Origin of the sequence: Corynebacterium sp. p3-SID1056, from assembly GCF_025152525.1 — a bacterium.
Taxonomy (GTDB): Bacteria; Actinomycetota; Actinomycetes; order Mycobacteriales; family Mycobacteriaceae; genus Corynebacterium.
Map to the genome: position 1 here is coordinate 92,873 of NZ_JALXXL010000004.1, position 20,713 is coordinate 113,585.

General features: G+C 65.5%; 22 protein-coding genes. 13 read left to right on the plus strand and 9 right to left on the minus strand.

Going from position 1 to position 20,713, the window contains the following annotated elements; all coding sequences use genetic code 11:
- Positions 1–4 precede the first annotated feature (4 nt).
- On the plus strand, positions 5–1,084 hold the full coding sequence (gene mnmA, locus M3G14_RS04945; protein ID WP_259925111.1) for a tRNA 2-thiouridine(34) synthase MnmA: 1,080 nt from the start codon (positions 5–7) through the stop codon (positions 1,082–1,084).
- Here mnmA and M3G14_RS04950 read toward each other — a convergent pair.
- Positions 1,081–1,455, minus strand: coding sequence for a PH domain-containing protein (locus tag M3G14_RS04950; protein WP_259925112.1), 375 nt, complete (start codon positions 1,453–1,455; stop codon positions 1,081–1,083). The genes mnmA and M3G14_RS04950 overlap by 4 nt on opposite strands.
- A 37-nt stretch (positions 1,456–1,492) precedes the next feature.
- Between M3G14_RS04950 and M3G14_RS04955 the strand changes: the two genes are divergently transcribed.
- Positions 1,493–2,344 carry a methionine synthase gene (locus tag M3G14_RS04955; RefSeq protein ID WP_259925113.1) on the plus strand — a complete coding sequence of 284 codons (852 nt, stop codon included), beginning with the start codon at positions 1,493–1,495 and terminating at the stop codon, positions 2,342–2,344.
- On the opposite strand, the gene M3G14_RS04960 is transcribed toward M3G14_RS04955, so the two are convergent.
- On the minus strand, positions 2,341–3,015 hold the full coding sequence (locus tag M3G14_RS04960) for a 3'-5' exonuclease (RefSeq protein WP_259925114.1): 675 nt from the start codon (positions 3,013–3,015) through the stop codon (positions 2,341–2,343). The genes M3G14_RS04955 and M3G14_RS04960 overlap by 4 nt on opposite strands.
- A 58-nt stretch (positions 3,016–3,073) precedes the next feature.
- Here M3G14_RS04960 and ligA point away from each other — a divergent pair, with 58 nt between their 5' ends.
- Complete coding sequence (gene ligA / locus M3G14_RS04965; protein WP_259925117.1) at positions 3,074–5,104, plus strand: NAD-dependent DNA ligase LigA; 2,031 nt, start codon at positions 3,074–3,076, stop codon at positions 5,102–5,104.
- On the opposite strand, the gene M3G14_RS04970 is transcribed toward ligA, so the two are convergent.
- From M3G14_RS04970 to M3G14_RS04985, 4 genes are read right to left on the minus strand one after another with little or no spacing between them, the layout of a single operon-like run.
- Positions 5,101–5,601 (minus strand): helix-turn-helix transcriptional regulator, encoded by a 501-nt coding sequence (locus tag M3G14_RS04970; RefSeq protein ID WP_259925118.1) that lies wholly within the window; start codon positions 5,599–5,601, stop codon positions 5,101–5,103. The genes ligA and M3G14_RS04970 overlap by 4 nt on opposite strands.
- Positions 5,602–5,622: 21 nt before the next feature.
- Positions 5,623–5,868: a hypothetical protein gene (locus tag M3G14_RS04975; protein ID WP_259925119.1), complete on the minus strand. Its 246-nt coding sequence runs from the start codon at positions 5,866–5,868 to the stop codon at positions 5,623–5,625.
- Positions 5,865–6,881, minus strand: a complete 1,017-nt coding sequence (locus tag M3G14_RS04980; protein ID WP_259925120.1) for a serine hydrolase — start codon at positions 6,879–6,881, stop codon at positions 5,865–5,867. The genes M3G14_RS04975 and M3G14_RS04980 overlap by 4 nt, the downstream gene beginning before the upstream one ends.
- A gap of 40 nt (positions 6,882–6,921) precedes the next feature.
- Positions 6,922–7,605: an amino acid-binding ACT domain protein gene (locus M3G14_RS04985; protein ID WP_259925121.1), complete on the minus strand. Its 684-nt coding sequence runs from the start codon at positions 7,603–7,605 to the stop codon at positions 6,922–6,924.
- An 88-nt stretch (positions 7,606–7,693) separates the two neighbouring features.
- Here M3G14_RS04985 and M3G14_RS04990 point away from each other — a divergent pair, with 88 nt between their 5' ends.
- The 8 genes from M3G14_RS04990 to gatB all read left to right on the plus strand — a co-directional run bounded on the left by M3G14_RS04990 (position 7,694) and on the right by gatB (position 15,210).
- On the plus strand, positions 7,694–8,806 hold the full coding sequence (locus tag M3G14_RS04990) for a cytochrome P450 (RefSeq protein ID WP_259925122.1): 1,113 nt from the start codon (positions 7,694–7,696) through the stop codon (positions 8,804–8,806).
- Entirely contained in the window at positions 8,788–8,934 is a 147-nt protein-coding gene (locus M3G14_RS04995) for a hypothetical protein (RefSeq protein WP_259925123.1), read from the plus strand. Before M3G14_RS04990 ends, M3G14_RS04995 begins: the two co-directional genes overlap by 19 nt.
- Positions 8,935–9,015: 81 nt before the next feature.
- Entirely contained in the window at positions 9,016–9,318 is a 303-nt protein-coding gene (gene gatC / locus M3G14_RS05000; protein WP_259925125.1) for an Asp-tRNA(Asn)/Glu-tRNA(Gln) amidotransferase subunit GatC, read from the plus strand.
- A complete protein-coding gene (gene gatA, locus M3G14_RS05005; protein WP_259925128.1) occupies positions 9,319–10,809 on the plus strand; it encodes an Asp-tRNA(Asn)/Glu-tRNA(Gln) amidotransferase subunit GatA in 1,491 nt (496 codons plus the stop codon).
- Positions 10,793–12,100 (plus strand): MFS transporter, encoded by a 1,308-nt coding sequence (locus tag M3G14_RS05010; RefSeq protein ID WP_259925129.1) that lies wholly within the window; start codon positions 10,793–10,795, stop codon positions 12,098–12,100. The genes gatA and M3G14_RS05010 overlap by 17 nt, the downstream gene beginning before the upstream one ends.
- Positions 12,101–12,149: 49 nt before the next feature.
- Complete coding sequence (locus tag M3G14_RS05015; RefSeq protein ID WP_259925130.1) at positions 12,150–13,181, plus strand: 6-phosphofructokinase; 1,032 nt, start codon at positions 12,150–12,152, stop codon at positions 13,179–13,181.
- Positions 13,182–13,700, plus strand: coding sequence for a mismatch-specific DNA-glycosylase (locus M3G14_RS05020; RefSeq protein WP_259925131.1), 519 nt, complete (start codon positions 13,182–13,184; stop codon positions 13,698–13,700).
- 10 nt (positions 13,701–13,710) lie between these two features.
- A complete protein-coding gene (gene gatB / locus M3G14_RS05025) occupies positions 13,711–15,210 on the plus strand; it encodes an Asp-tRNA(Asn)/Glu-tRNA(Gln) amidotransferase subunit GatB (RefSeq protein ID WP_259925132.1) in 1,500 nt (499 codons plus the stop codon).
- A 52-nt stretch (positions 15,211–15,262) separates the two neighbouring features.
- On the opposite strand, the gene M3G14_RS05030 is transcribed toward gatB, so the two are convergent.
- Positions 15,263–16,696: a hypothetical protein gene (locus M3G14_RS05030; RefSeq protein ID WP_259925133.1), complete on the minus strand. Its 1,434-nt coding sequence runs from the start codon at positions 16,694–16,696 to the stop codon at positions 15,263–15,265.
- Between the two features lie 268 nt (positions 16,697–16,964).
- On the opposite strand from M3G14_RS05030, the gene M3G14_RS05035 reads away from it, so the two are divergent.
- Complete coding sequence (locus M3G14_RS05035) at positions 16,965–17,447, plus strand: GNAT family N-acetyltransferase (RefSeq protein ID WP_259925134.1); 483 nt, start codon at positions 16,965–16,967, stop codon at positions 17,445–17,447.
- A gap of 63 nt (positions 17,448–17,510) precedes the next feature.
- The gene (locus tag M3G14_RS05040) at positions 17,511–18,299 is read left to right on the plus strand and encodes a DoxX family protein (RefSeq protein WP_259925135.1); all 789 of its coding nucleotides are present in this window, start codon (positions 17,511–17,513) and stop codon (positions 18,297–18,299) included.
- On the opposite strand, the gene ilvD is transcribed toward M3G14_RS05040, so the two are convergent.
- Together ilvD and M3G14_RS05050 are read right to left on the minus strand one after the other, a co-directional pair.
- Positions 18,296–20,134 carry a dihydroxy-acid dehydratase gene (gene ilvD / locus M3G14_RS05045; protein WP_259925136.1) on the minus strand — a complete coding sequence of 613 codons (1,839 nt, stop codon included), beginning with the start codon at positions 20,132–20,134 and terminating at the stop codon, positions 18,296–18,298. The genes M3G14_RS05040 and ilvD overlap by 4 nt on opposite strands.
- An 11-nt stretch (positions 20,135–20,145) precedes the next feature.
- Positions 20,146–20,676 carry a PH domain-containing protein gene (locus M3G14_RS05050; RefSeq protein WP_259925138.1) on the minus strand — a complete coding sequence of 177 codons (531 nt, stop codon included), beginning with the start codon at positions 20,674–20,676 and terminating at the stop codon, positions 20,146–20,148.
- Positions 20,677–20,713: the final 37 nt, after the last annotated feature.

Below are 20,713 nucleotides of genomic sequence, written 5' to 3' on the forward strand. Positions count from 1 at the left end.
CCACATGCGAGTACTAGCAGCGATGAGTGGGGGCGTGGACAGCTCAGTGGCGGCTGCGCGCCTGGTAGAGCAGGGCCACGACGTCGTCGGCGTGCACCTCGCGCTGTCCAAAGACGCGCAGCAGACCCGCGAGTCGGCCCGCGGCTGCTGCTCGCTCGAGGATTCCGCGGACGCGCGCCGGGTGTGCGACAAGCTGGGTATCCCTTTCTACGTGTGGGACTTCTCGGATCGCTTCAAAGAAGACGTGATTGATAACTTCGTCTGGTCCTACGAGCACGGCGAGACCCCCAACCCGTGCCTGCGTTGCAACGAGAAGATCAAGTTCGCGGCGCTGCTCGAACGCGCCGTCACGCTTGGCTTCGACGCCGTTGCCACCGGGCACTACGCAATTATCGACGAGGACGGCAATCTGCGGCGCTCCACCGACCCCAACAAGGACCAGTCCTACGTCCTCGGCGTGCTCACCCGTGATGAGCTCAACCGCTGCCTCTTCCCGGTCGGCGATACGGAGAAGCCGCAGATCCGGGAGGAGGCCGCCGCGCACGGCTTTTCGACGGCCACGAAACCGGATTCCTACGACATCTGCTTCATCCCGGACGGCAACACGCAGGCCTTCCTCGGCCGCTCGATTGGCATGCGGCCCGGGCTGATCAAGGATCAGGACGGCACGGAGCTCAAGGAGCACGACGGGGCGTTCCAATACACGATCGGCCAGCGCCGCGGGCTGGATCTGCGGGTGCCGGCTGCCGACGGCAAGCCGCGTTACGTCACCGACGTCGATACCTCAACCGGCACCGTGACGGTGGGCCCGCGCGAGGCGCTCAAGGTCCACCAGATCACCGCAGACCGGCTCAAGGTGCTTCACCCAGCCATGGAGGGCGAGTTTGAGGCGAATGTGCAGATTCGGGCGCACGGTGGCGTCGTCAAGTGCACCGCGCGCATCGACGACGACTCGATGACCCTTGATCTGCACACCCCGCTCGAGGGCGTGGCGCGCGGCCAGGCCGCGGTGCTCTACCTGCCCGACCCGGACGGGCTTGGCGACATAGTGCTCGGCTCCGGCACGATCTGCGCGACCGCCTAGGAGACGCCGAACACGCAGGAGGCGATCAAGCGGTCGATGCCGCGGATATCGATCTCCTTGCCCAGGTTGATCTTGAAGTGGCCGACGTTGGTCCACAGCTCAAGCTCTGCGTTCCAGTCGAGCATCCTGCCGGCGTTTTCGGTCGACCACATGGTCACCGCTTTGAAGGGGATGGAATACATCTCGACCTTCTTGCCTGTCATGCCCTGCGCGTCGCGGATAATCAGGCGCTTGGTGGTAAACACGGCCGCGTCGCGGATTGTTTTGAACGCTTGGATCGGCTGTTCGCCGTGGGCGAGGATGTCCTGAATGTCGCTGGGGACAGGGCAGGGGGAGATGAAGGTCCAGCCCGTGAATTGTTCGAGAGCCATGCGCATAGCTTAACCGCACGTCCGTATCATCGGTGCCGTGAATGCAACTGCTTTTGGGCTTGGGCCCTTGCCCGGCACAGACCTCGCGCAGGCCGCCGACGTGGTGCGCTCCGAGTCGCCCCTGCCGCACATCCCGCAGCTGCCGGAGCGCGGCGTGGGCTCGGACGCGATCGGTCGCACGGCCGCGCTGTTGGAAATCCCGATCGCGCCCGGGCCCCGAGGTTGGCGCGTCGCAGCCCGCAAACGCGCCGACGCCGACCGCATGGCCCGCGACCTGGACGTGCTCGAGGAGGCGTGGCACGGCAAAGCGGATGCAGTCAAGGTGCAGCTGGTCGGCCCGTTTACGCTTGCCGCCGAGGTGGAGATGCCCAACGGGCACCGCATGATCACCGACGACGGCGCGCTGCGCGATCTCACCGACGCGCTGCTCGAAGCTTGTGATGAGCACCGCCGCGATGTCGCCTCCCGCTTCGGTTCAACCGTGCTGCAGCTTGACGAGCCGCTGCTGCCGGAAGTCACCGCAGGCACGCTTGAAGGCACGACCGATTACGAGACCATCCGCGCCATCCCCGAGCCGCAGGAAACCTTGCAGCGCTTCGGGGAGCACCTATTGCACACGCCGCAGCTTCTCGACGACACCCCGTGGCTCACCGTCGACCCCCGCGCTTGCGACAAGGACGCGCTGGCTCGCCTGCTGGATCAGGGCAGCCGCATCGCGATCCCGACGATGGCACCGCGCGAGCTCTACCGCGTCTTTGATGAGCTACAGATTGATCCGGCGCGCACCACTATCGACGTGTACGCGGAGCCAGCCGCCACGCTTGTGGACACCGCGGCGAACTACCGCGCCGCCCGCGAGATGGCGGAAGAACTTAGCGCGGAGCTTTAGCCCACCATCGGCCAGCCCATACTCACGGTGGAGGCATCGCGCCCGCGCGACTCCAGCCACTTCTTCAAATCCGTCTGGATGCGGTAGTTTTCCACGGCCTGGTACTCCATGAGCTCGTCGGTGTCCATCTCCGCGAGCTCCGGCCACACCTTGCGCACCTGCTTCCAGGCGATGCGCGCCGCGGCCATCGCGTCCGAGGTGGCCTCGTGCGCGTTGTCGAGCCGCACCCCGTAATGCTCGCACAGCGCGCCCAGGTTGCGCTTGCCCTTGCGGTATCGGTCGCGCGCCCGGTCGATGAGCAGCGGGTCGAACACCGGACCGGTGACGGTGAAATCACCAGTCAGCGCGCGCAGCACGCTCAAGTCGTATGGGGCGTTAAACACGATGAGTGTGAGCCCGTCCTCCCAGCCCTGTTTGATCGCGTTCACCGTCTCGCGCAGCACCTCGTCGTGGTCGCGGCCCTCAGCGCGCGCCTTTTCCGTGCTGATCCCGTGGACCGCGGCGGCCGCTTCGGGGATCTCCACGCCGGGGTCTGCCAGGGTCTCGTTGGCGGTGACCTCGCGCCCGTCGATACGCACGAGCGCGGAGGTGACAATGCGGGCCTCGCGCGGGTTGACCGAGGTAGTTTCCAGGTCGAAGGAGAGCATGCGGGACGCGTCGAAGAAAGCCATGACTGCATGATAGCGGGGGAGGCGAACACGCCGGGGCGAAAAGCTATGCTGGCAGGTTGTGAGCGATATTTCTGCAGATTTGCACCGTGAATGGACCGAGCTGGCAAACGAGGTGCGCACGCACCGCGACCTGTACTACAACGGGCAGCCGGTAATCACCGACGGCGAGTTCGACGCGCTCTTCGAACGCCTTAAGGCACTCGAGGCTAAGCACCCGGAGCTTGCCGTGCCGGATTCGCCGACCAAGGAGGTTGGCGCGCCGACCGCCGCCACCTCCGCGTTCGCCGACGTGACCCACCTCGAGCGTATGTACAGCCTGGACAACGTATTTTCTCCCGAGGAACTTGCTGAGTGGCTAGACAAAACGCCGGGGCCGTACCTCACCGAGCTGAAGATCGACGGGCTGTCCATCGACCTGATCTACCGCAACGGCGTGCTCGAGCGCGCCGCCACCCGCGGCGACGGCACTGTCGGCGAAGACATCACCGCCAACGCGCGCGTGATCGAGGACATCCCGCATAAGCTTTCCGGCGACGCGCCCGCGCTGCTGGAGGTCCGCGGCGAGGTGTTCATCCGCCCGGAGGACTTCCCCGAGCTCAACGAGCAGCGCATCAAGGAGGGTGGTAAGCCCTTCGCCAACCCGCGCAATACCGCTGCCGGCGGGCTGCGCCAAAAGGACCCCGCGGATGTGAAGAAGCGCAAGCTGCGCATGATCTGCCACGGCATCGGCGCCCGTGAGGGCTTCGAGCCGGAAACGCAGCACGAGGCCTACCTCAAGCTCGCCGAGTGGGGCTTGCCGGTCTCCGAGTACACAAAGCAGGCCGCAACGTCCAAGGACGTGCAAGACGCGGTGAAGTACTGGGCGGAGCACCGCCACGACGCGATCCATGAGATGGATGGTTTGGTGGTGAAGGTCGATAGCGTCGCGAAGCAGCGCCAACTCGGCTCCACCTCGCGTGCCCCGCGCTGGGCGATCGCGTACAAGTACCCGCCGGAAGAGGTCACGACCAAGCTCAAAGACATCCAGGTCTCGGTCGGTCGCACCGGCCGCGCGACCCCGTACGCGGTGCTCGAGCCGGTCTTCGTCTCCGGCTCCACGGTCTCCATGGCCACCCTGCACAACCAGCACGAGGTCAAGCGTAAGGGCGTGCTCATCGGCGACACTGTGGTGGTGCGTAAGGCCGGCGAGATCATCCCCGAGGTCCTCGGTCCGGTCGCGGACCTGCGCGACGGCACCGAGCGCGAGTTCGTCTACCCGAAGGAATGCCCGTCGTGCGGCACCACACTCGCCCCGGCGAAGGAGGGCGACGCCGACTGGCGCTGCCCGAACACGCGCTCCTGCCCGGCGCAGCTTGCGACCCGCCTGGAATACCTCGCCTCCCGCGGTGCCTTCGACATCGAAGCCCTCGGCGAGAAGGGTGCCCAGGACCTCATCGCCTCGGGCGTGCTTGTCGACGAAGCCGCGCTCTTCGACCTCACCGAAGAGGACCTGAAGAAGTCCACCGCCTACACGCGCAAAGACGGCCAGGTCAACGCCGCCGGCAAGAAGCTCTTGGCCAACCTCGAGACCGCGAAGCAGGTCGACTTCTGGCGCGTGCTCGTCGCCCTGTCCATCCGCCACGTCGGGCCGACCGCCGCCCGCGCGCTCGCCGCCCGCTACAAGAGCATGCAAGCGCTTCTCGACGCTCCGTTGACCGACCTCGCCGAAACCGACGGCGTCGGCGACATCATCGCCGAATCCTTCAAAGACTGGTTCACCGTGGACTGGCACCGCGCCATCGTCGACGCGTGGACAAAGGCCGGCGTGCGCATGGAGGACGACCAGGACCAAGATGCGACCCCGCAGACCCTCGAGGGGCTCACCGTCGTGGTCACCGGCACGCTCGAGGGCTTCAGCCGCGACTCGGCGAAGGAGGCGATCCTCGCCCGCGGGGGCAAGGCCTCAGGCTCGGTGTCGAAGAAGACCGATTACGTGGTGGTGGGGGAGAACGCCGGTTCCAAGGAACAGAAGGCGCGCGATCTGGGCCGCCCCATCCTCAACGAGGAGCAGTTTGTGACCTTGCTGGAGCAAGGGCCGGACGCGCTCTAGTGTGCCTCCGCCGCCGTGATAATCGCCATCAGCGGAATCACGCGCGCCGGGCGGAGCACGAATGCGCCGTGTTCTTTGTCCACCCAGCCGGCCGCCTGCAGCGCGTTGAGGTGGTGATACGCCGTGCCCGTGGAGGTGACCACCTCGGCGGCGACCAAGTTGGCGGCAGTCGCGGGTGCGGCGAGCAAGTGCCGCAGGATCTCGCCACGCACGGGGTGGGCGAGCGCTGCGAGTCGCTCGATTTGCTCCGACCAGTCGTGTGCTGACACCCACTCCGTCGGGCGGGCCCACTGGTAGTCATAGGTCCCGGAGCCTGTGGTCACCGATCCGCCGAAGGTCACCGCGCCGTTGTCGCAGCCCTCGAGCGCGCGCATTGCCGTGGGCAGGTCCGGCAGGTTCATGTCTCGTGAAGGGGTGTCCGAGCTGCCTGCGAGCGCTGATTCCAGGGCTGCCACGCGCGCTTCGAGTGCGTCGAGTCGTGATACATCAGAGGTCATGCATGTCTTCTTTCGAGAATGCTAAACACGCCGAAGTGCCAATCGCCCGGCGGCAACGCCCACAAGCACCGACGCCCACGCTACGATCGCCCACCACAGCAAAATCGGCAGCTCAGCGCTAAAGTCCAGCGGACTGGTCAGCAACCACACCACAACTGCGGTGAGGACCACGCTGAGCAGCGCGCGCCCGGGGCGCTTCGGTCCCCGCGTAAGTTTGATCGTTTCCCACGCCAACAGGGCGATGGAGACAACAATGAACGCGATCATTCTTCCTCCTTAAGCAGTTCGATGCCGATCTCATCGACCCAGGCTTCTGTGTCGCCGGCGACGTAGACCGCGCGGTGCGGCTTGTCCGGATCCCACACGAGCATGGTGCGAAAACCGCCGGTCCCGCCGTTGTGGAAGGTGTATTCGTCGAGAGTTGCCCAGCCGTAGTCGGGTCGGCCGTGCTCGTCGACCCATTCGATGTAGCGCGCCATGTCGGCCGCAGTCGAGCGGATAGCGCCCGCCGGTGCCCAGCCGTTCATGTCCCAGGGTTCGGCCGCGCGCCCGTTGCTGGCTAGGCCGCGCCCGAGCTGCTGCTTGTCGACGCCCCCTGGCCCCGCCACGTACGTATTCTTCATCCCCGGCGGCTCGAGGATCCGAGTGCGCACGAGTTCCTCGTAGGGCGTGTCAGTCGTGCGCGCTAGCAGCTGGCCGAGCAGCGCGTGCCCGTAGTTGGAGTAGGCTTCCTTGCCACGGTCCTTAAGCTCCATGTCCGGCGCAGCGGCGAGGATGTCTTCGGGGGAGTCGTTGCGGTACGCGTTGCCGCCTTCGGTGAGGTTGGCCCAGAGAATGTCGCCAATACCAAGCGGGCCCATCGCCTCAAGCCCGGCGGTGTGGTTGAGCAGCTCCTCGATGGTCACTGTATCGATCGGTGCCCCGGATTCGTCGAGAATGTCGCCGACGGTGGTGTCGAGAGCGAGCACATCCTCGTCGGTAAGCTGGCGCACCAGCTCCGCGTTGAATGTCTTAGTTACCGAGCCGATCTCGAACTCGGTGTGCTCGTCGGCCCCGAGCCCGCCGAAGGTGACCTCGCCTTGGTCGTAGACCAGTGCGGAGAGCGTGTGGTGGCCCGGCTCCGCCCTGGCTAAGCGTTCGAGGGCGGCGGCAAGCTGCGCATTGCCTGTGTGTTCTTCGGCCAGGGTGATCTGGCGAGGGCCGAAACCCAGCATGAGTGCAGCCGTGGCGAGCGCCGCGAGTGTGCCGACGCCGAGGGCACCGTATATGGAATTCCGCATGAATTCCATAATTCCAGAATTCTAAAATCCAAACAAGGCTCTAGCTCAAGATCGCGCCAATAATGCTGCCGAGGTCTCCGATCTGCGCGACCTCGGAGGCTAAGAAGTCCGGCCCGCCCACGCGTCCGACCACCAGCACCAGGTCGGTGCTGGGCAGGCGGGTGATCGACAGCGCGGTGTCGAGCAGCCACCAGGCCTCGGGGACCCACGTGTCGGCGTCGGGAAGCAAGATGCGCGCCTCGTCGACGTTGGCCATCTCGGGGTGGGACCCGTCGTCCTCCGGCGCGGCCTGTGACGCCGCGACCCTGACCAGACCCTCCTCGGTCTCGCGCAGGGCGACCGCCCACGACGAGGTCATCGAGCGCGGGATCGCGCCAACGAGTTCCTCCATGGCGCGCTGCTCGTCGCCGGCGGCGGACACGATGCGTGAGAGCATCTGGATCTGGCCGCGCCGATCCACGCGCCCGGTAAACGGCCGGATCGAATCGACTTCCGCGCCCTGCACCGAGGCGGCAGCGGTAATCAGCGTGTCCACCATCGTGCCCGTGGGCAGTTCCACGACGATGTCGTCGGTGACGAAGCCGCCTTCCCCTGACCCCGCCGCAGCCACGGTGTCCACAATGTCCACGGACTGGATATTGGCGTCAACCATGCCGAAGGCCTCCGCGAGCTCGCCGAGGCTGCCCGGGACGTCCGGAAGGGAAACGCGAATAAGGTAAGACATGCACCCAGTTATATCAGCCAGCCCGCACATTCTGGCCAGAAATGCACCGTATGCTGGCGAATCTTTACAGAAGGAAAGGGTTGAACGCATGGACACGAAGAACCTGCCATCCGCACCAACCGCCGATACCGACCCGCGAGCGTACGGCGACACCCAGCTCGCCGCAGGCCACCGGCTTGTACGCAGCGGCGACGAGGTCGTCGTGCTTGGCAATGCGCAAGCCCGCGCCGTCGCCGAGGATCCGGCCCACTATTCCTCCGGGGTGTCCCGCTTCATGCAGCTGCCCAACGGCCTCGACGGTGCGCAGCACGAGCAATTTCGCTCGCTTATCGACGCCTACCTCACCCCCGACGCACTCGAACCCTTCGAACCAGCGTTTCGGAAAGCCGCCCGCAGCGTGGCGGCCGATATTCGCGCCGGCAGGGCAGAAGGCATCTCACTGAGAGAGCCCGTCGACGCGGTCGCCGACATCGGCGCGCCGTTCGCGGTGCGCGCCATGCTCGCGTGGCTCGGATGGCCGGAGCAGATGGAAACGCGCCTTATCGAATGGGTAGCGGAAAACAACGCCGCGACCCGCTCCGGCGAGCTTCAGTGCACCGCAGCGGTTGCAGAGGCCTTCGACGACATGATCCGCGAAGTCGTCGAGCCCTTGAAGTCGGGTACAAGCAGCGTCACTACAGAAGCGCGTGAAGCGCTTTCCCCGTTGCTGGGCAAAGACCACGCCTTCCCGGCACCAAGTGTGACCGAGCAACTGGTCAACGACAGAAGCCTCGGTCGCCCCCTCGAATTCGAAGAGCTCGTCTCCATACTGCGTAACTGGACCGCTGGGGACTTAAGCTCGATGGCGTACTGCATCGGCGTGTTGATCCACGCGCTTGCCGGCAACGAGCCAGTGCGGCGTCGTCTACAAGCCGGGGTATCACACGAAGAGTTCACTGCCATCGCGGATGAGATTCTGCGCCAAGACTCGCCCTTTGTGAGCAACCGGCGCGTGACCACCTGCCCGGTCAACTTAGATGGTGTGGAACTGGACGAGGGCCAGCGCGTGCGCATTCACTGGACGGCTGCAAACCGCGACCCACAGGCGGTTGGCGATCGGACGCATTCGCACCAGGGGAAAGCGGCAACACGGGTGCAAACCTTGTTTGGGGCGCGGGCCCGCACGCCTGCCCGGGCAAATACTTGTCGATGCTTGAACTGAAGTGTTTTACCGAAGAACTGCTCGCTGTGTTTGAGCTGGTGCAGGTCGACGAAGGCGGAGCGCGCCGGGAAACCTACCCGGTCGGTGGCTGGGCCGAGCTACCGACCTACCTTAAAGTGCGGGAGTAGCGGTGCTCGCAGCTACCTCAGCGCAGTGACGTAAGATGAGTGTCGTTTTACTCACCACGTACATAAGAGATTGGAACCGTTTTGGCTGAGATTTCCCGCGAGGAGGTCGCCCGCATCGCCCGGCTTGCCCGGATCGCGCTGCAGGACGACGAGCTCGAGCAGATTTCCCAACAGCTCGACCAGATCGTCGACGCTGTCTCGAAGGTGCAGAGCGTCGACACGGAGGGCGTGGAGCCGATGAGCCACCCGCACTCCATCGAGGCGGGCATGCGCCCGGACGTGGAAAAGAAGACACTGACGCAGGCACAGGCGCTCGACCAGGCACCCGAGGTCGAAGAGGAGCGCTTCGTCGTGCCGCAGATCCTGGGGGAGGCTGACGAATAAATGACCCAGCAGACGAACTACACCATTCCCAGCGAGGGCCTTGTCTCCAAGCCCGCCCACGAGCTGGCGCGCATGATTCAGGCCGGCGAGGTCACCTCTCGCGAGGTCACCCAGGCGTTCTTGGACCGCATCGCCGAGACCGACGAGACGCTTGGTGCCTTCCTCCACGTCGGCGCGGAGGAGGCGCTTGCCGCCGCCGACGCAGTCGACGCGCAGGTCAAGGCGGGCGAGGAGCCGGCTTCTGCACTCGCCGGCGTGCCGCTTGCGCTCAAGGATCTCCTGGTCACCACGGATGCGCCGACGACCGCCGCGTCGAAGATGCTTGAGGGCTACATGAGTCCCTATGACGCGACCGTCGTGAAGCACTTGCGCGAGGCGGGCATCCCGATTCTGGGAAAGACGAACCTCGACGAGTTCGCGATGGGCTCTTCCACCGAGAATTCCGCCTACAAGGTCACCCGCAACCCGCACGACACCGAGCGCGTGCCGGGCGGCTCCGGCGGCGGCACTGCGGCAGCGCTCGCAGCGGGCCAGGCACCGCTGGGCATCGGCACGGACACCGGCGGCTCGATCCGCCAGCCGGCGTCGCTGACCGGTACTGTCGGCGTGAAGCCGACCTACGGCGGCGTGTCCCGCTACGGCGTCGTGGCCTGCGCTTCTTCGCTGGATCAGGTCGGCCCCTGCGCCAACACAGTGCTGGATACTGCACTGCTGCACGAGATCATCGGTGGCCACGACGAGTTCGACGCCACGAGCGTTGATCGCCCCGTGGGCTCGCTTGCCGACGCCGCCCGCGAGGGCGCATCCGGCGACCTCAGCGGCGTGAAGATCGGGCGTATCAAGCAGTTCGCCCGTCCGGGCACCCAGGACGGGGTCAACGCGCGTATCGACGCCGCGTTCGCCCAGCTCGAGGAGCAGGGCGCGGAAATCGTCGAGGTCGATTGCCCCCACTTCGACGACGTGATGGGTGCCTACTACATCATCCAGATGTCCGAGGTGTCCTCCAACCTCGCGCGCTTCGACGGCATGCGCTACGGCCTGCGCGAGGGCGATGACGGCAAGCACTCCGCCGAGCAGGTCATGGCCGCCTCCCGCGGCGCCGGCTTTGGCGACGAGGTCAAGCGCCGCATCATCCTGGGAACCTACGCGCTGTCCGTGGGCTACTACGACGCCTACTACCTGCAGGCGCAGCGCGTGCGCACGCTGATCGCGCAGGATTTCGCCCGCGCCTTCGAGCAGGTTGATGTGATCGCGGCACCAACCGTGCCGACCACCGCGTTCAAGATCGGTGAAAAGGTCGACGACCCGCTGGCCATGTACAACTTCGACCTGTTCACGCTGCCGCTGAACCTCGCCGGCCTGCCGGGCATGTCCGTGCCCGCTGGGAAGACCGAGGACACCGGCCTGCCGGTCGGTCTGCAGCTGATCGCCCCGGCCTTCGAGGACGCGCGCTTGTACCGCGTGGGTGCTGCTTTTGAAGCCGGCCGTTAATCCCTGGAATACCCTCGCAGCCCTGGCTGCGGGGTATTTTCTTGTCCTGATCGATCAGGGCTTCATGCCCGTGATCACGCCGCTTTTGCCTTTCGACGTCGGCTCCGCCGTGTGGCTCACCAGCATCTACCTGCTGTGCACGGTGGCCCCGATGCCGGCGACGGGCAAGCTTGGCGATACGTTCGGGCAACGCGGGGTTTTCCTCGTCGGCCTTGCTATTTATGTGGTCGCGCTGGTGTTCGCGGGCGTGTCCTGGTCGTTTGTGTCCCTGGTGGTCGCTCGCGGCCTGCAGGGCGTGGGTGCGGCGGTGTTCTTGCCGCAGGCGTTCGGGCTGATCCCGCGCGTGTTCTCGCAGGACACGCAGGGCCGGGCGTTCGCCGCTTGGGGCGTGATCGGCTCGGTGGCGTCGCTGATCGGACCGGTGGTCGGCGGGGCGGTGGCTGAAAGCTTCGGCTGGCGCGCAGCGTTTTTCGCCCAAGCCGTACTCGGGGCGCTGGCGCTCGTCGCCGGACTCGTTGCGCTGCCGCGTCTGCCGCGCAGCGGAGAGCGGGTCACCCTGCTGCCCGTGCTGCTTTCCTTCGGGGGGCTTGGGCTGCTTGTCTACGGCATCCAGTTCGGGCAGTGGCCCTCGATCCTCTTCGGCGCATTGCTGATCGGCGTGTTGGTGCTCTCAGCCCGCAACGGCACCGACAACGGGTTTTTGCCCGTGGAGCTCATGTTGGATCGTTCCTTCGCGCTCGGTGCCCTGGGTGTCGCCGCGATGGGCTTTACCGTGGCGTCGATGTTCATCCCGCTGATGTACTGGATGCAGACCGTCGCCGGCATCTCGCCGACGGCATCCGGCGCGATCACCGCGCCCATGTCCGTGTTCGCGCTTGTGCTGACCCCGGTCGCTGGGTACCTGACGGACCGGAGCGACCCGGGCAAGCTCTGCGCTGTGGGATTTAGCGTTTCCGCGGCCGGGCTAGCGCTCGCTATCGCGCTGATCCACACCGGGGCGGGTGTGTGGTGGTTTACCGCCGTGACCTCGCTGCTCGGCATCGGTGGCGCGTTCGTCTGGGCACCGAATGCGGCAGTGACCATGCGCGGCATCCCCGAGCACGAAACCGGTGCGGCCTCGGGGCTGTACAACACCGTGCGCCAAGTCGGCAGCGTGCTCGGCGTGGCGCTCGTCGGCGCGACGCTGGCGCGCGGCGACATCGAGCAGACCGTGCGCGCAGCCATGCTGCTGCCGCTGGCGGCGATGCTCATCGGCGCGGTGAGCTCTGTCGCTTTGCGACGCGACGTCTGAGTACCGAGCGGATCAGCCTCGCAGCCGCGAACGCGCTAGGGTGGACGGTATGCGACTTGCGACACTGACTTCCGGCGGCGACTGCCCAGGCTTGAACGCCGTCATTCGTGGAATTGTCCGCACTGCCAGCGCCGAGTACGGCTCGACCGTTGTCGGCTACCAGGACGGCTGGGTCGGTCTCATGGAGGACCGGCGCGTCGACCTGTACGACGACGCCTTCATCGACTCGATCCTGCTGCGCGGCGGCACCATTTTGGGCACCGGCCGACTTCACCCGGACAAGTTCAAGGCGGGACTGGACACTATCAAGGCCAATCTGGCAGACGCGGAGATCGACGCCCTGATCGCAATTGGCGGCGAGGGTACCCTGAAGGGCGCGAAGTGGCTCTCGGACAACGGGATTCCGGTCGTCGGCGTGCCCAAGACCATTGACAACGATGTCGCCGCCACCGACTACACCTTCGGCTTCGACACCGCGGTGTCCGTAGCCACCGACGCGATTGACCGGCTGCACACCACCGCAGAATCGCACAACCGCATCCTCATCGTCGAGGTGATGGGCCGCCACGTCGGCTGGATCGCCTTGCATGCGGGCATGGCCGGCGGCGCACATTACACCGTCATCCCGGAGGAGCCCTTCGACATCGCCGATATCTGTAAGGCGATGGAGCGGCGTTTCCAGATGGGGGAGAAGTACGGCATCGTCGTCGTCGCTGAGGGTGCCATTCCGAAGGAAGGCACCATGGACGGCAGCCTGGGCGAGGAGGACGAGTTCGGCCACATCACCTTCAACGGCATGGGCCAGATCGTCGCCGACGAGATCAAGAAGCGCCTCGGCTACGACGTGCGCACCACCGTGCTCGGCCACATCCAGCGCGGCGGCACGCCGACTGCATACGACCGCGTCTTGGCCACCCGCTACGGCGTGCACGCGGCGCGCGCGGCCCACGACAACAACTTCGACACCTGCGTGGCACTGCACGGCGAGAACATTGAGCTCGTGCCGCTGGAGTCCGCCGTTGCGCACCTGAAGTCGGTGCCGGAGCACCGCTACACCACCGCGAAGGCGATGTTTGGCTAGATGCGCGACCGCATCCCCGATCCCTGCCGCCTGCTGGTGGTGGGGATCAACCCAGGTCGCTTGAGCGACGCCTGCGACGCCCCCTTCGCACACCCCGGCAACCGTTTCTGGCCCGCCCTTGCACGCGCGGGCATCACCCCGCACCGCGTCGTTGCCACGAAGGGGATCTCTGAGGCGGATGCCACAATGCTCGCCGAGCTCGGCATCGGCTTTACCAACTTCGTTGACCGCATGACGCCGCGCGCTGCGGACCTGACGCGCGAGGAGCTCATTGCGGGCGGTGAGAAGGTTCGGGTGTGCGTCGAAAAGCATGAGCCCAACGCGGTGATGGTGGTGGGCATTGGGGCTTACCGCGATGCCTATCGACGGCCGAAGGCTACCCGCGGGCTGCAACCTGAACGCCTCGGCGGGGCACCCGTGTGGGTGGTGGGCAACCCGAGCGGGCTCAACGCGCACGAAACGGTCGACACGCTGGCGGAAAGTTACCGCGAGGTGTGGGAGGCGAGCGTCGGGAAGTAGGATGGAGCGCATGACTGCCTACGACTTGATGGATTACGACGAAGTACTGCAAAAGTACGACCCCGTGATGGGCCTGGAAGTGCACGTGGAGCTGGCGACGGAGACCAAGATGTTCTCCACTGCATCCGCGCACTTCGGTGCCGCGCCCAACACGAATATCGACCCTGTCTCGCTCGGTCTGCCGGGCGCGCTGCCCGTGGTCAACGCGAAGGGCGTCGAGTGGGCGATCAAGATTGGCCTGGCGCTGAACTGCAACATCGCCGAGAGCTCGCGGTTCGCGCGCAAGAACTACTTTTACCCGGACCAGCCGAAGAACTACCAGATCTCGCAGTACGACGAGCCGATTGCCTACGACGGTTACCTCGACGTGCAGCTGGAGGACGGCACCGAGTGGCGCGTCGAGATCGAGCGCGCGCACATGGAGGAGGACACCGGCAAGCTCACCCACCTCGGCTCGAGCTCCGGGCGCATCACTGGTGCGACCGCCTCGCTGGTGGACTGCAACCGCGCGGGCGTGCCGCTCATTGAGATCGTGACGAAGCCGATCATCGGTGCCGGCGAGCGCGCGCCCGAGGTGGCCAAGGCCTACGGCGGCGCGCTGCGCGAGCTGGTCAAGGCGCTCGGCGTCTCGGACGCGCGCATGGACCAAGGCTCGATGCGCTGCGACGCGAACGTTTCACTGCGTCCCGTCGGCCAGGAGGAATTCGGCACCCGTACCGAGACGAAGAACATCAACTCGCTGAAGTCCGTCGAGCAGGCCGTCCGCTTCGAGATGCAGCGCCAGGCCGCCGTGCTTGCCGACGGCGGCGAAGTCGTCCAGGAAACCCGCCACTACCAAGAGAAGGACGGCTCCACCTCGAAGGGCCGCCCGAAGGAGGAGGCCAGCGAGTACCGCTACTTCAATGACCCGGACCTGCCGCCGGTAATCGCGAAGCCGGAGTGGGTCGAAGAGATCCGCCAGACCCTGCCGGAGCTGCCGTGGGTGCGCCGCGCGCGTATCCAGGAGGAGTGGCAGCTGCCGGAGAAGGAGTTCCGCGACCTGGTTAACGCGGGCGCGCTCGACCTCGTTGTCGACACCGTCGAGGCCGGCACCACGCCGGACGAGGCGCGCGCGTGGTGGGTCTCCTACATCCAGGCGAAGGCGAACGAAGCTGGTAAGGATCTCGACGCGCTCGGCGTGCTGCCCGCAGACGTGGCCCGCGTGGTCGAGCTGGTCAAGGACGGAAAGCTGACTACCAAGCTGGGCCGCCAGGCGATCGACGGCGTCATCGCCGGCGAAGGCCGCGTCGACGAGGTCGTCGCCGCGCGCGGGCTCGAGGTTGTGCGCGATGACGGCGCGATCGAGAAGGCCATCGACGATGCGCTCGCTGCCAACCCGGACATCGTGGAGAAGTACCGGGCGGGCAATAAGAAGGTCACCGGCGCGATCGTCGGTGCGGTGATGAAGGCGACTCAGGGCAAGGCTGACCCGGGTGAGGTCAACAAGCTGATTGCGCAGAAGCTCGCTTAGCGACGAGAAAAAGGGCGCTCCCGGCCGGGAGCGCCCTTTTTGTGTGCGCGCGTTACTTCTTTACCGCGGTGCTGCCGCCGTCAGACGTATCGTCCGGCTTGACTGCGGGGAAGCTGCCGGTCTCGTAGATCTCCTTGTACGCGTCCCAGTCGATGCCGTCGCTGTCGGAGTCCGGCGAGCCGCTGTAGTCAGCGTGCTCGGGGTCGAGGGACGGGGCGTCCTCGAGGTTGAACTCGCTGTCGTCGTCGGCGTCGAGGTCGGCGGCGACTTCCTCCTGGACGGAGTGCCACAGGTTGGCGTCCTCGACGTGCGAGTCGGCGACGAGGGATTCGACCTCCTTGCGCTGCTTGGCAGAAAGGCGATCCTCGGTCGGGTCGAGCGCGGTCTCGGCCAGCTCGGCGAGGCGCTCGCGGCGCTGCGTCTCTTCCTTGATGTTGCTGCGGTCGCGGAACCAGCCGATGAGGATCGCGATCGTGAGGATAATACCCAGGTAGCCGATGGCCGGGTAGACCCAGCTGATCAGGTCGGCGAAGCCGACGAAGGAGAGGACAAAGCCGATGCCCACGACGGTGAAGTACACCAGGCGGAAGCGCTCCGGGTGCTTGTGGGTGAGGCGGCGCGCCATGGCGTAGAACATGCCGACGGCGGTGTTGTAGATCATCATGTAGATGATGATCGACACGATCACGCCGACGGTGGGGTGCATCGAGTCGAACACGGCCAGAAGCGGCATGTCCGCGCCAGCGACCTTGTCCATGTTGAAGAACAAGATGAAGTTCAAGATGACGAGCAAGATGGCGAAGATGAGGCCGCCGAGCAGGCCGCCGACGCCAGCGGTGCGCGGGTTCATCTGCGAACCGGCGATGACGAGCATCATGGACACCGCCATAATGTTGACCAGGGTGCCGTAGTTGACGGCGGCGAGCAGCCAGTTGTTAAACACGCCGTCGGCGGGGGATTGCTGCAGGGCGATCTCGTTCATCTCGTTCAGGCTGTCGGGCATGTTCATGATGGTGATGCCGAATGCCACGATGATTGCCACGATGAGGAACGGCGTGATCGTGGAGATAACGTCGGTGATGCGATCGACGTTGAGGAAGCCAGACAGGACCAAGAACACGGTCATGATCGTCGCGCCGACCCACGGCGCGAAGCCGAACTGTTGGTTCAGATTAGAGCCTGCGCCGGCAACCATGACGAAGCCGAAGGCGAAGAGGCTGAACATCGTGGCGTAGTCCATGTATTTGGACACGAGCGGGCTGGAGACGCGGTTGAACACCGCGGAGTGGTCGTCGGCAAGGTAGTAGGAGCCGAGCTGGAAAATGGTGGTGCCCACCACGAAGATGATGACGCCGGACACAACGGCACCAACAATGCCGATGTAGCCGAAGGACAGGAAGTACTGGATGACCTCCTGGCCCGAGGCGAAGCCCGCGCCGACCAGAAGGCCGACGAGCGCCATCGCCACTTTGATTGTTTGTCTCATAACGTTAATCCTTGAAGTTTCGATAATGTAAGAAAATGAACCGGAGGCGATGGTAACAAAGCGGGACACCGCCCGCGAACACGCATTCTTCGTGAGTACAGGGTATTTTTGCGCGTCAGACCGGGTGAAACACCAGCGTATCCACCCCACGTGCGCACCCAGACTGGCGTCAGTTTTGCACTCTGTTACTCAGCAAAACGTTATACGGTTGTGACATCGCGTGTCCGGATGTGTGGGTTTGGCGGCCCGTCCTTTAGACTTTCCACCCATGACCAAGATTCGCGCAGCCGTCGAGGCCGACACTCCCGTGATCTACGAAATGATCAAGGAACTCGCCCTCTACGAAAAGGAACCGGACTCCGTCACCTCCACGGAAGAGGACGTGCGCACCCACCTCTTCGGCGAAAACCCCAGCGTCTTCGCCCTGGTCGCTGACAATGACGGCGTACTCGAGGGCATGGCCCTGTGGTTTTTGAGCTACTCCACCTGGGAGGGCCGCCACGGCATCTGGCTCGAAGACCTCTACGTGCGCGAGGAACACCGCGGCAAGGGCCTGGGAACCGCGCTGCTGCAGGAACTTGCCCGCATCGCCGTAGAAAACGACTACCGACGCGTCGAGTGGACGGTGCTGAAGTGGAACACGCCGTCCATCGGCTTTTACCAGGCGATGGGTGCCGGCGACATGGGCGAGTGGTCCACGATGCGCCTCGACGGACCGGCGCTGCGCGTGTTGGGCACCGCCAAGGCATAAAGTCTCAGGGCGCGCCGAGGCAACTCACGGCTCAAGTGCCGCGTGTCGCATACATTGGCAGGTATGGACAAGAAGAATGCACGCGACGTCACCCCTGAGGATTTCGACCCTATCGACGGACTGCCGTACGCTCCGCTCGGCGACAAGGATGCTGCTGGCGGGAGCACGGCGGTGGGCGGGGCGTCGAGAAGCGAGAGCCCCTCGACGCTGACCGGCAAAGCGACGCCAACCGAGGTCTTCCCCGAAACGCAGACCGCGAGCCTCGCCGCGGAGCCAGCGCCGGCCCCTGCGCCGGTCGAGGCCGAGCCGGAGCCGGTCGCCGTGGAACCGCCCGCGAAGCGCGGCACGATGGATTTCGGCCTGTTGCTTTTGCGCCTGCTGCTCGGCGGGTGGCTTATCGTCGAATCCCTGACCACGCTGTTTAGGCTCGGCGGCTCCGAGGGCATCAGCGGGCTTCGCGACGCCTTCGACGCCTACGTCTTCGCCGGCGGGCTGTCCGTGGTCGTGCCGGTGCTGCAGCTGACCGCGGGCGTCTTCCTGGTGCTCGGCCTGCTCGCGCCGATCGCCTCGCTGGTCGCGGTCGTGGTCACAGGCTTTATGGCGCTGCACGGCATCGTCGACGGCACTGACAGCTGGAACGCCTTCGCATGGGAGGCAGATGTGTGGCTGCCGATCGTGATCTTCGGCCTGGCACTCGGGCTGCAGTTCACCGGTCCCGGCTTCTACGGCGTCGACGCGAAGCGCACCTGGGCGCGCCGCCCGCTCGGCTGGGCGTGGACGTGCGCGCTGCTCGGGCTGGTCATCGCCGGCGCCGTGTGGTGGTTCGGCACCGGCGTCAACCCGCTCGCTTAGTCGACCTGGCGGACAGCGCCCTTGTCGGCGCTGGTCGCCATCTTCGCGTACGCGCGCAGCGCCTTCGACACCTCGCGCACACGGTTCGGCGTCCACGGGCGTTCGGAGGCTTCCATCGCTTCTCGACGCCGCTCTAACTCCGCTTCCGGCACATCAAGCTTGAGCTCGCGGTTGGCCACCGAGATCGCGATCGTGTCGCCGTTCTCGATCAGGCCGATGAGCCCGCCGTGTGCAGCCTCGGGGGAGATGTGGCCGATGGAAAGGCCGGAGGTACCGCCGGAGAAGCGGCCGTCGGTAATCAGCGCGCACTTTTTGCCCAGGCCAGCGCCCTTGAGGAAGGAGGTCGGGTGCAACATTTCCTGCATCCCCGGCCCGCCGGCAGGGCCCTCGTAGCGGATGACCACGACCTCGCCCTCGAGCACCTCGCGGTTGAGAATCATCGAGACCGCCTGCTCCTGCGAATCGACCACGCGGGCCGGGCCGGTGAACTCCCACAGGCCTTCTTCGACGCCAGCGGTTTTCAGGATCGCGCCGTCGGGGGCGAGGTTGCCGCGCAAAACGACGAGGCCGCCGTCGGAGGTAATCGGGTGCTCCACGTCGTGGATGACGCCGTTCGCGCTGTCCGTATCGAGGGAGTCCCATCGCGCAGACTGGGAAAAGGCCTCGGTGGTGCGGGTGCCGCCCGGGGCCGCGTAGTAAAGCTCGATCGCCTCATCGCTCGGGTTCTCGCCACGGATGTCCCAGTCACCGAGCCATTCCTTGAGGGATGGGTAGGCGACCGAGTGGACGTCGTCAAGCAGCAGGCCCCCACGGTGCAGCTCGCCGAGGATGGCCGGGATGCCGCCGGCGCGGTGGACATCCTCGACGTGTGCCTCGCCGTTGGGTGCGACCTTGGACAGGCAGGGGATGACGTGCGAGAGCTCGTCGATGTCGTGGAGGTCGAAGTCGACCTCGCCTTCCTGTGCTGCCGCGAGGATGTGCAGAATGGTGTTCGTGGACCCGCCCATGGCCATATCTAGCGCCATCGCGTTGCGGAAGGCGCTCTTGGTGGCGATGTTGCGCGGCAGCACGGACTCGTCGCCCTCGCCGTAGTAGCGCTTGCACATCTCGACGATCGTCTCGCCGGCCTGCGTGAACAGCGCGCGGCGCGCGGTGTGGGTGGCCAGCGTCGTACCGTTGCCGGGCAGCGACAAACCGAGCGCCTCCGTGAGACAGTTCATCGAGTTCGCGGTAAACATGCCGGAACAGGAGCCGCAGGTCGGGCAGGCGTTGTTGGCGATGTCGTCGAGCTGCGCGTCGCTGACTGCGTCGTTGGCGGACAGCGCGATGGCGTCGATAAGATCCGACTTCGGCTTTGTCACGCCGTCGACGGCGAAGGCTTTCCCGGCCTCCATCGGGCCACCGGAGACGAAGACGGCCGGGATGTTCAGGCGCATCGCGGCGTTGAGCATGCCGGGGGTGATCTTGTCGCAGTTGGAGATGCACACCATCGCATCGACCGTGTGCGCGTTGGCCATGTACTCCACCGAGTCTGAGATAATCTCGCGGCTGGGCAGCGAATACAGCATGCCGGAGTGCCCCATCGCGATGCCGTCGTCCACGGCGATCGTGTTGAACTCCTTCGGCACACCGCCTGCTTGACGTACCGCATCTGCGACGATGTCGCCGACGTGTTTCAGGTGCACGTGACCCGGCACGAACTGCGTGTACGAGTTCACGATGGCCACGAGCGGCTTGCCAAATTCGTCCTCGCCGGTGCCCGTCGCACGCCAGAGCGCGCGAGCGCCAGCGGCTTGGCGGCCAACGGTGGTGACTCGTGAGCGGAGGGGGATCAACGGGTGCTCCTTTACGTATTGTCTTGCGACGGGCGCGGGCCCGGCGTATCTGGGTGTTCTCGAAGGTACTCCTCGTACTCCTCGCGCGAGAGCAAAACGTGATGATTGTTCTTGTCGATAATCTCGTACTTGCCGTCTGCAGCTTCCTGAGCACCAGTGATCACGTCGGTAATGCGACCGCGCGAAGCCTCGGCGAGATCGGGCAGTGAATTAAATGACACGCCCGGCATCATGTACTCCTTGCCGGCGGTGGTGGTGGCAAGCGCCCGCGCGCCTTTGAAGCCGATGCCCTTGAGCTCGTCCCAGCCGATGCGGGTGTTGCGGCGTGCGACGTAGCGCAGGCTGATGCCGCGCTCGTCCACGGTCGTCGACGCGAAGAGTACCCACACGAGCCATGCGAGCGGAATGAGGAGGAGCCAGCCGAGCACCAGCGGCGCCCAGGAAATGCCGATCAGCGCGATGCCGACCATGAGGACAACCCCCACGACGTGCTCACGGGACGGTCGAAATACTTTCTGCTGATCATCGGGCTGTGCAGTCATGCACCACATGCTAGTCAACGCGCATGCGTGACGGCGC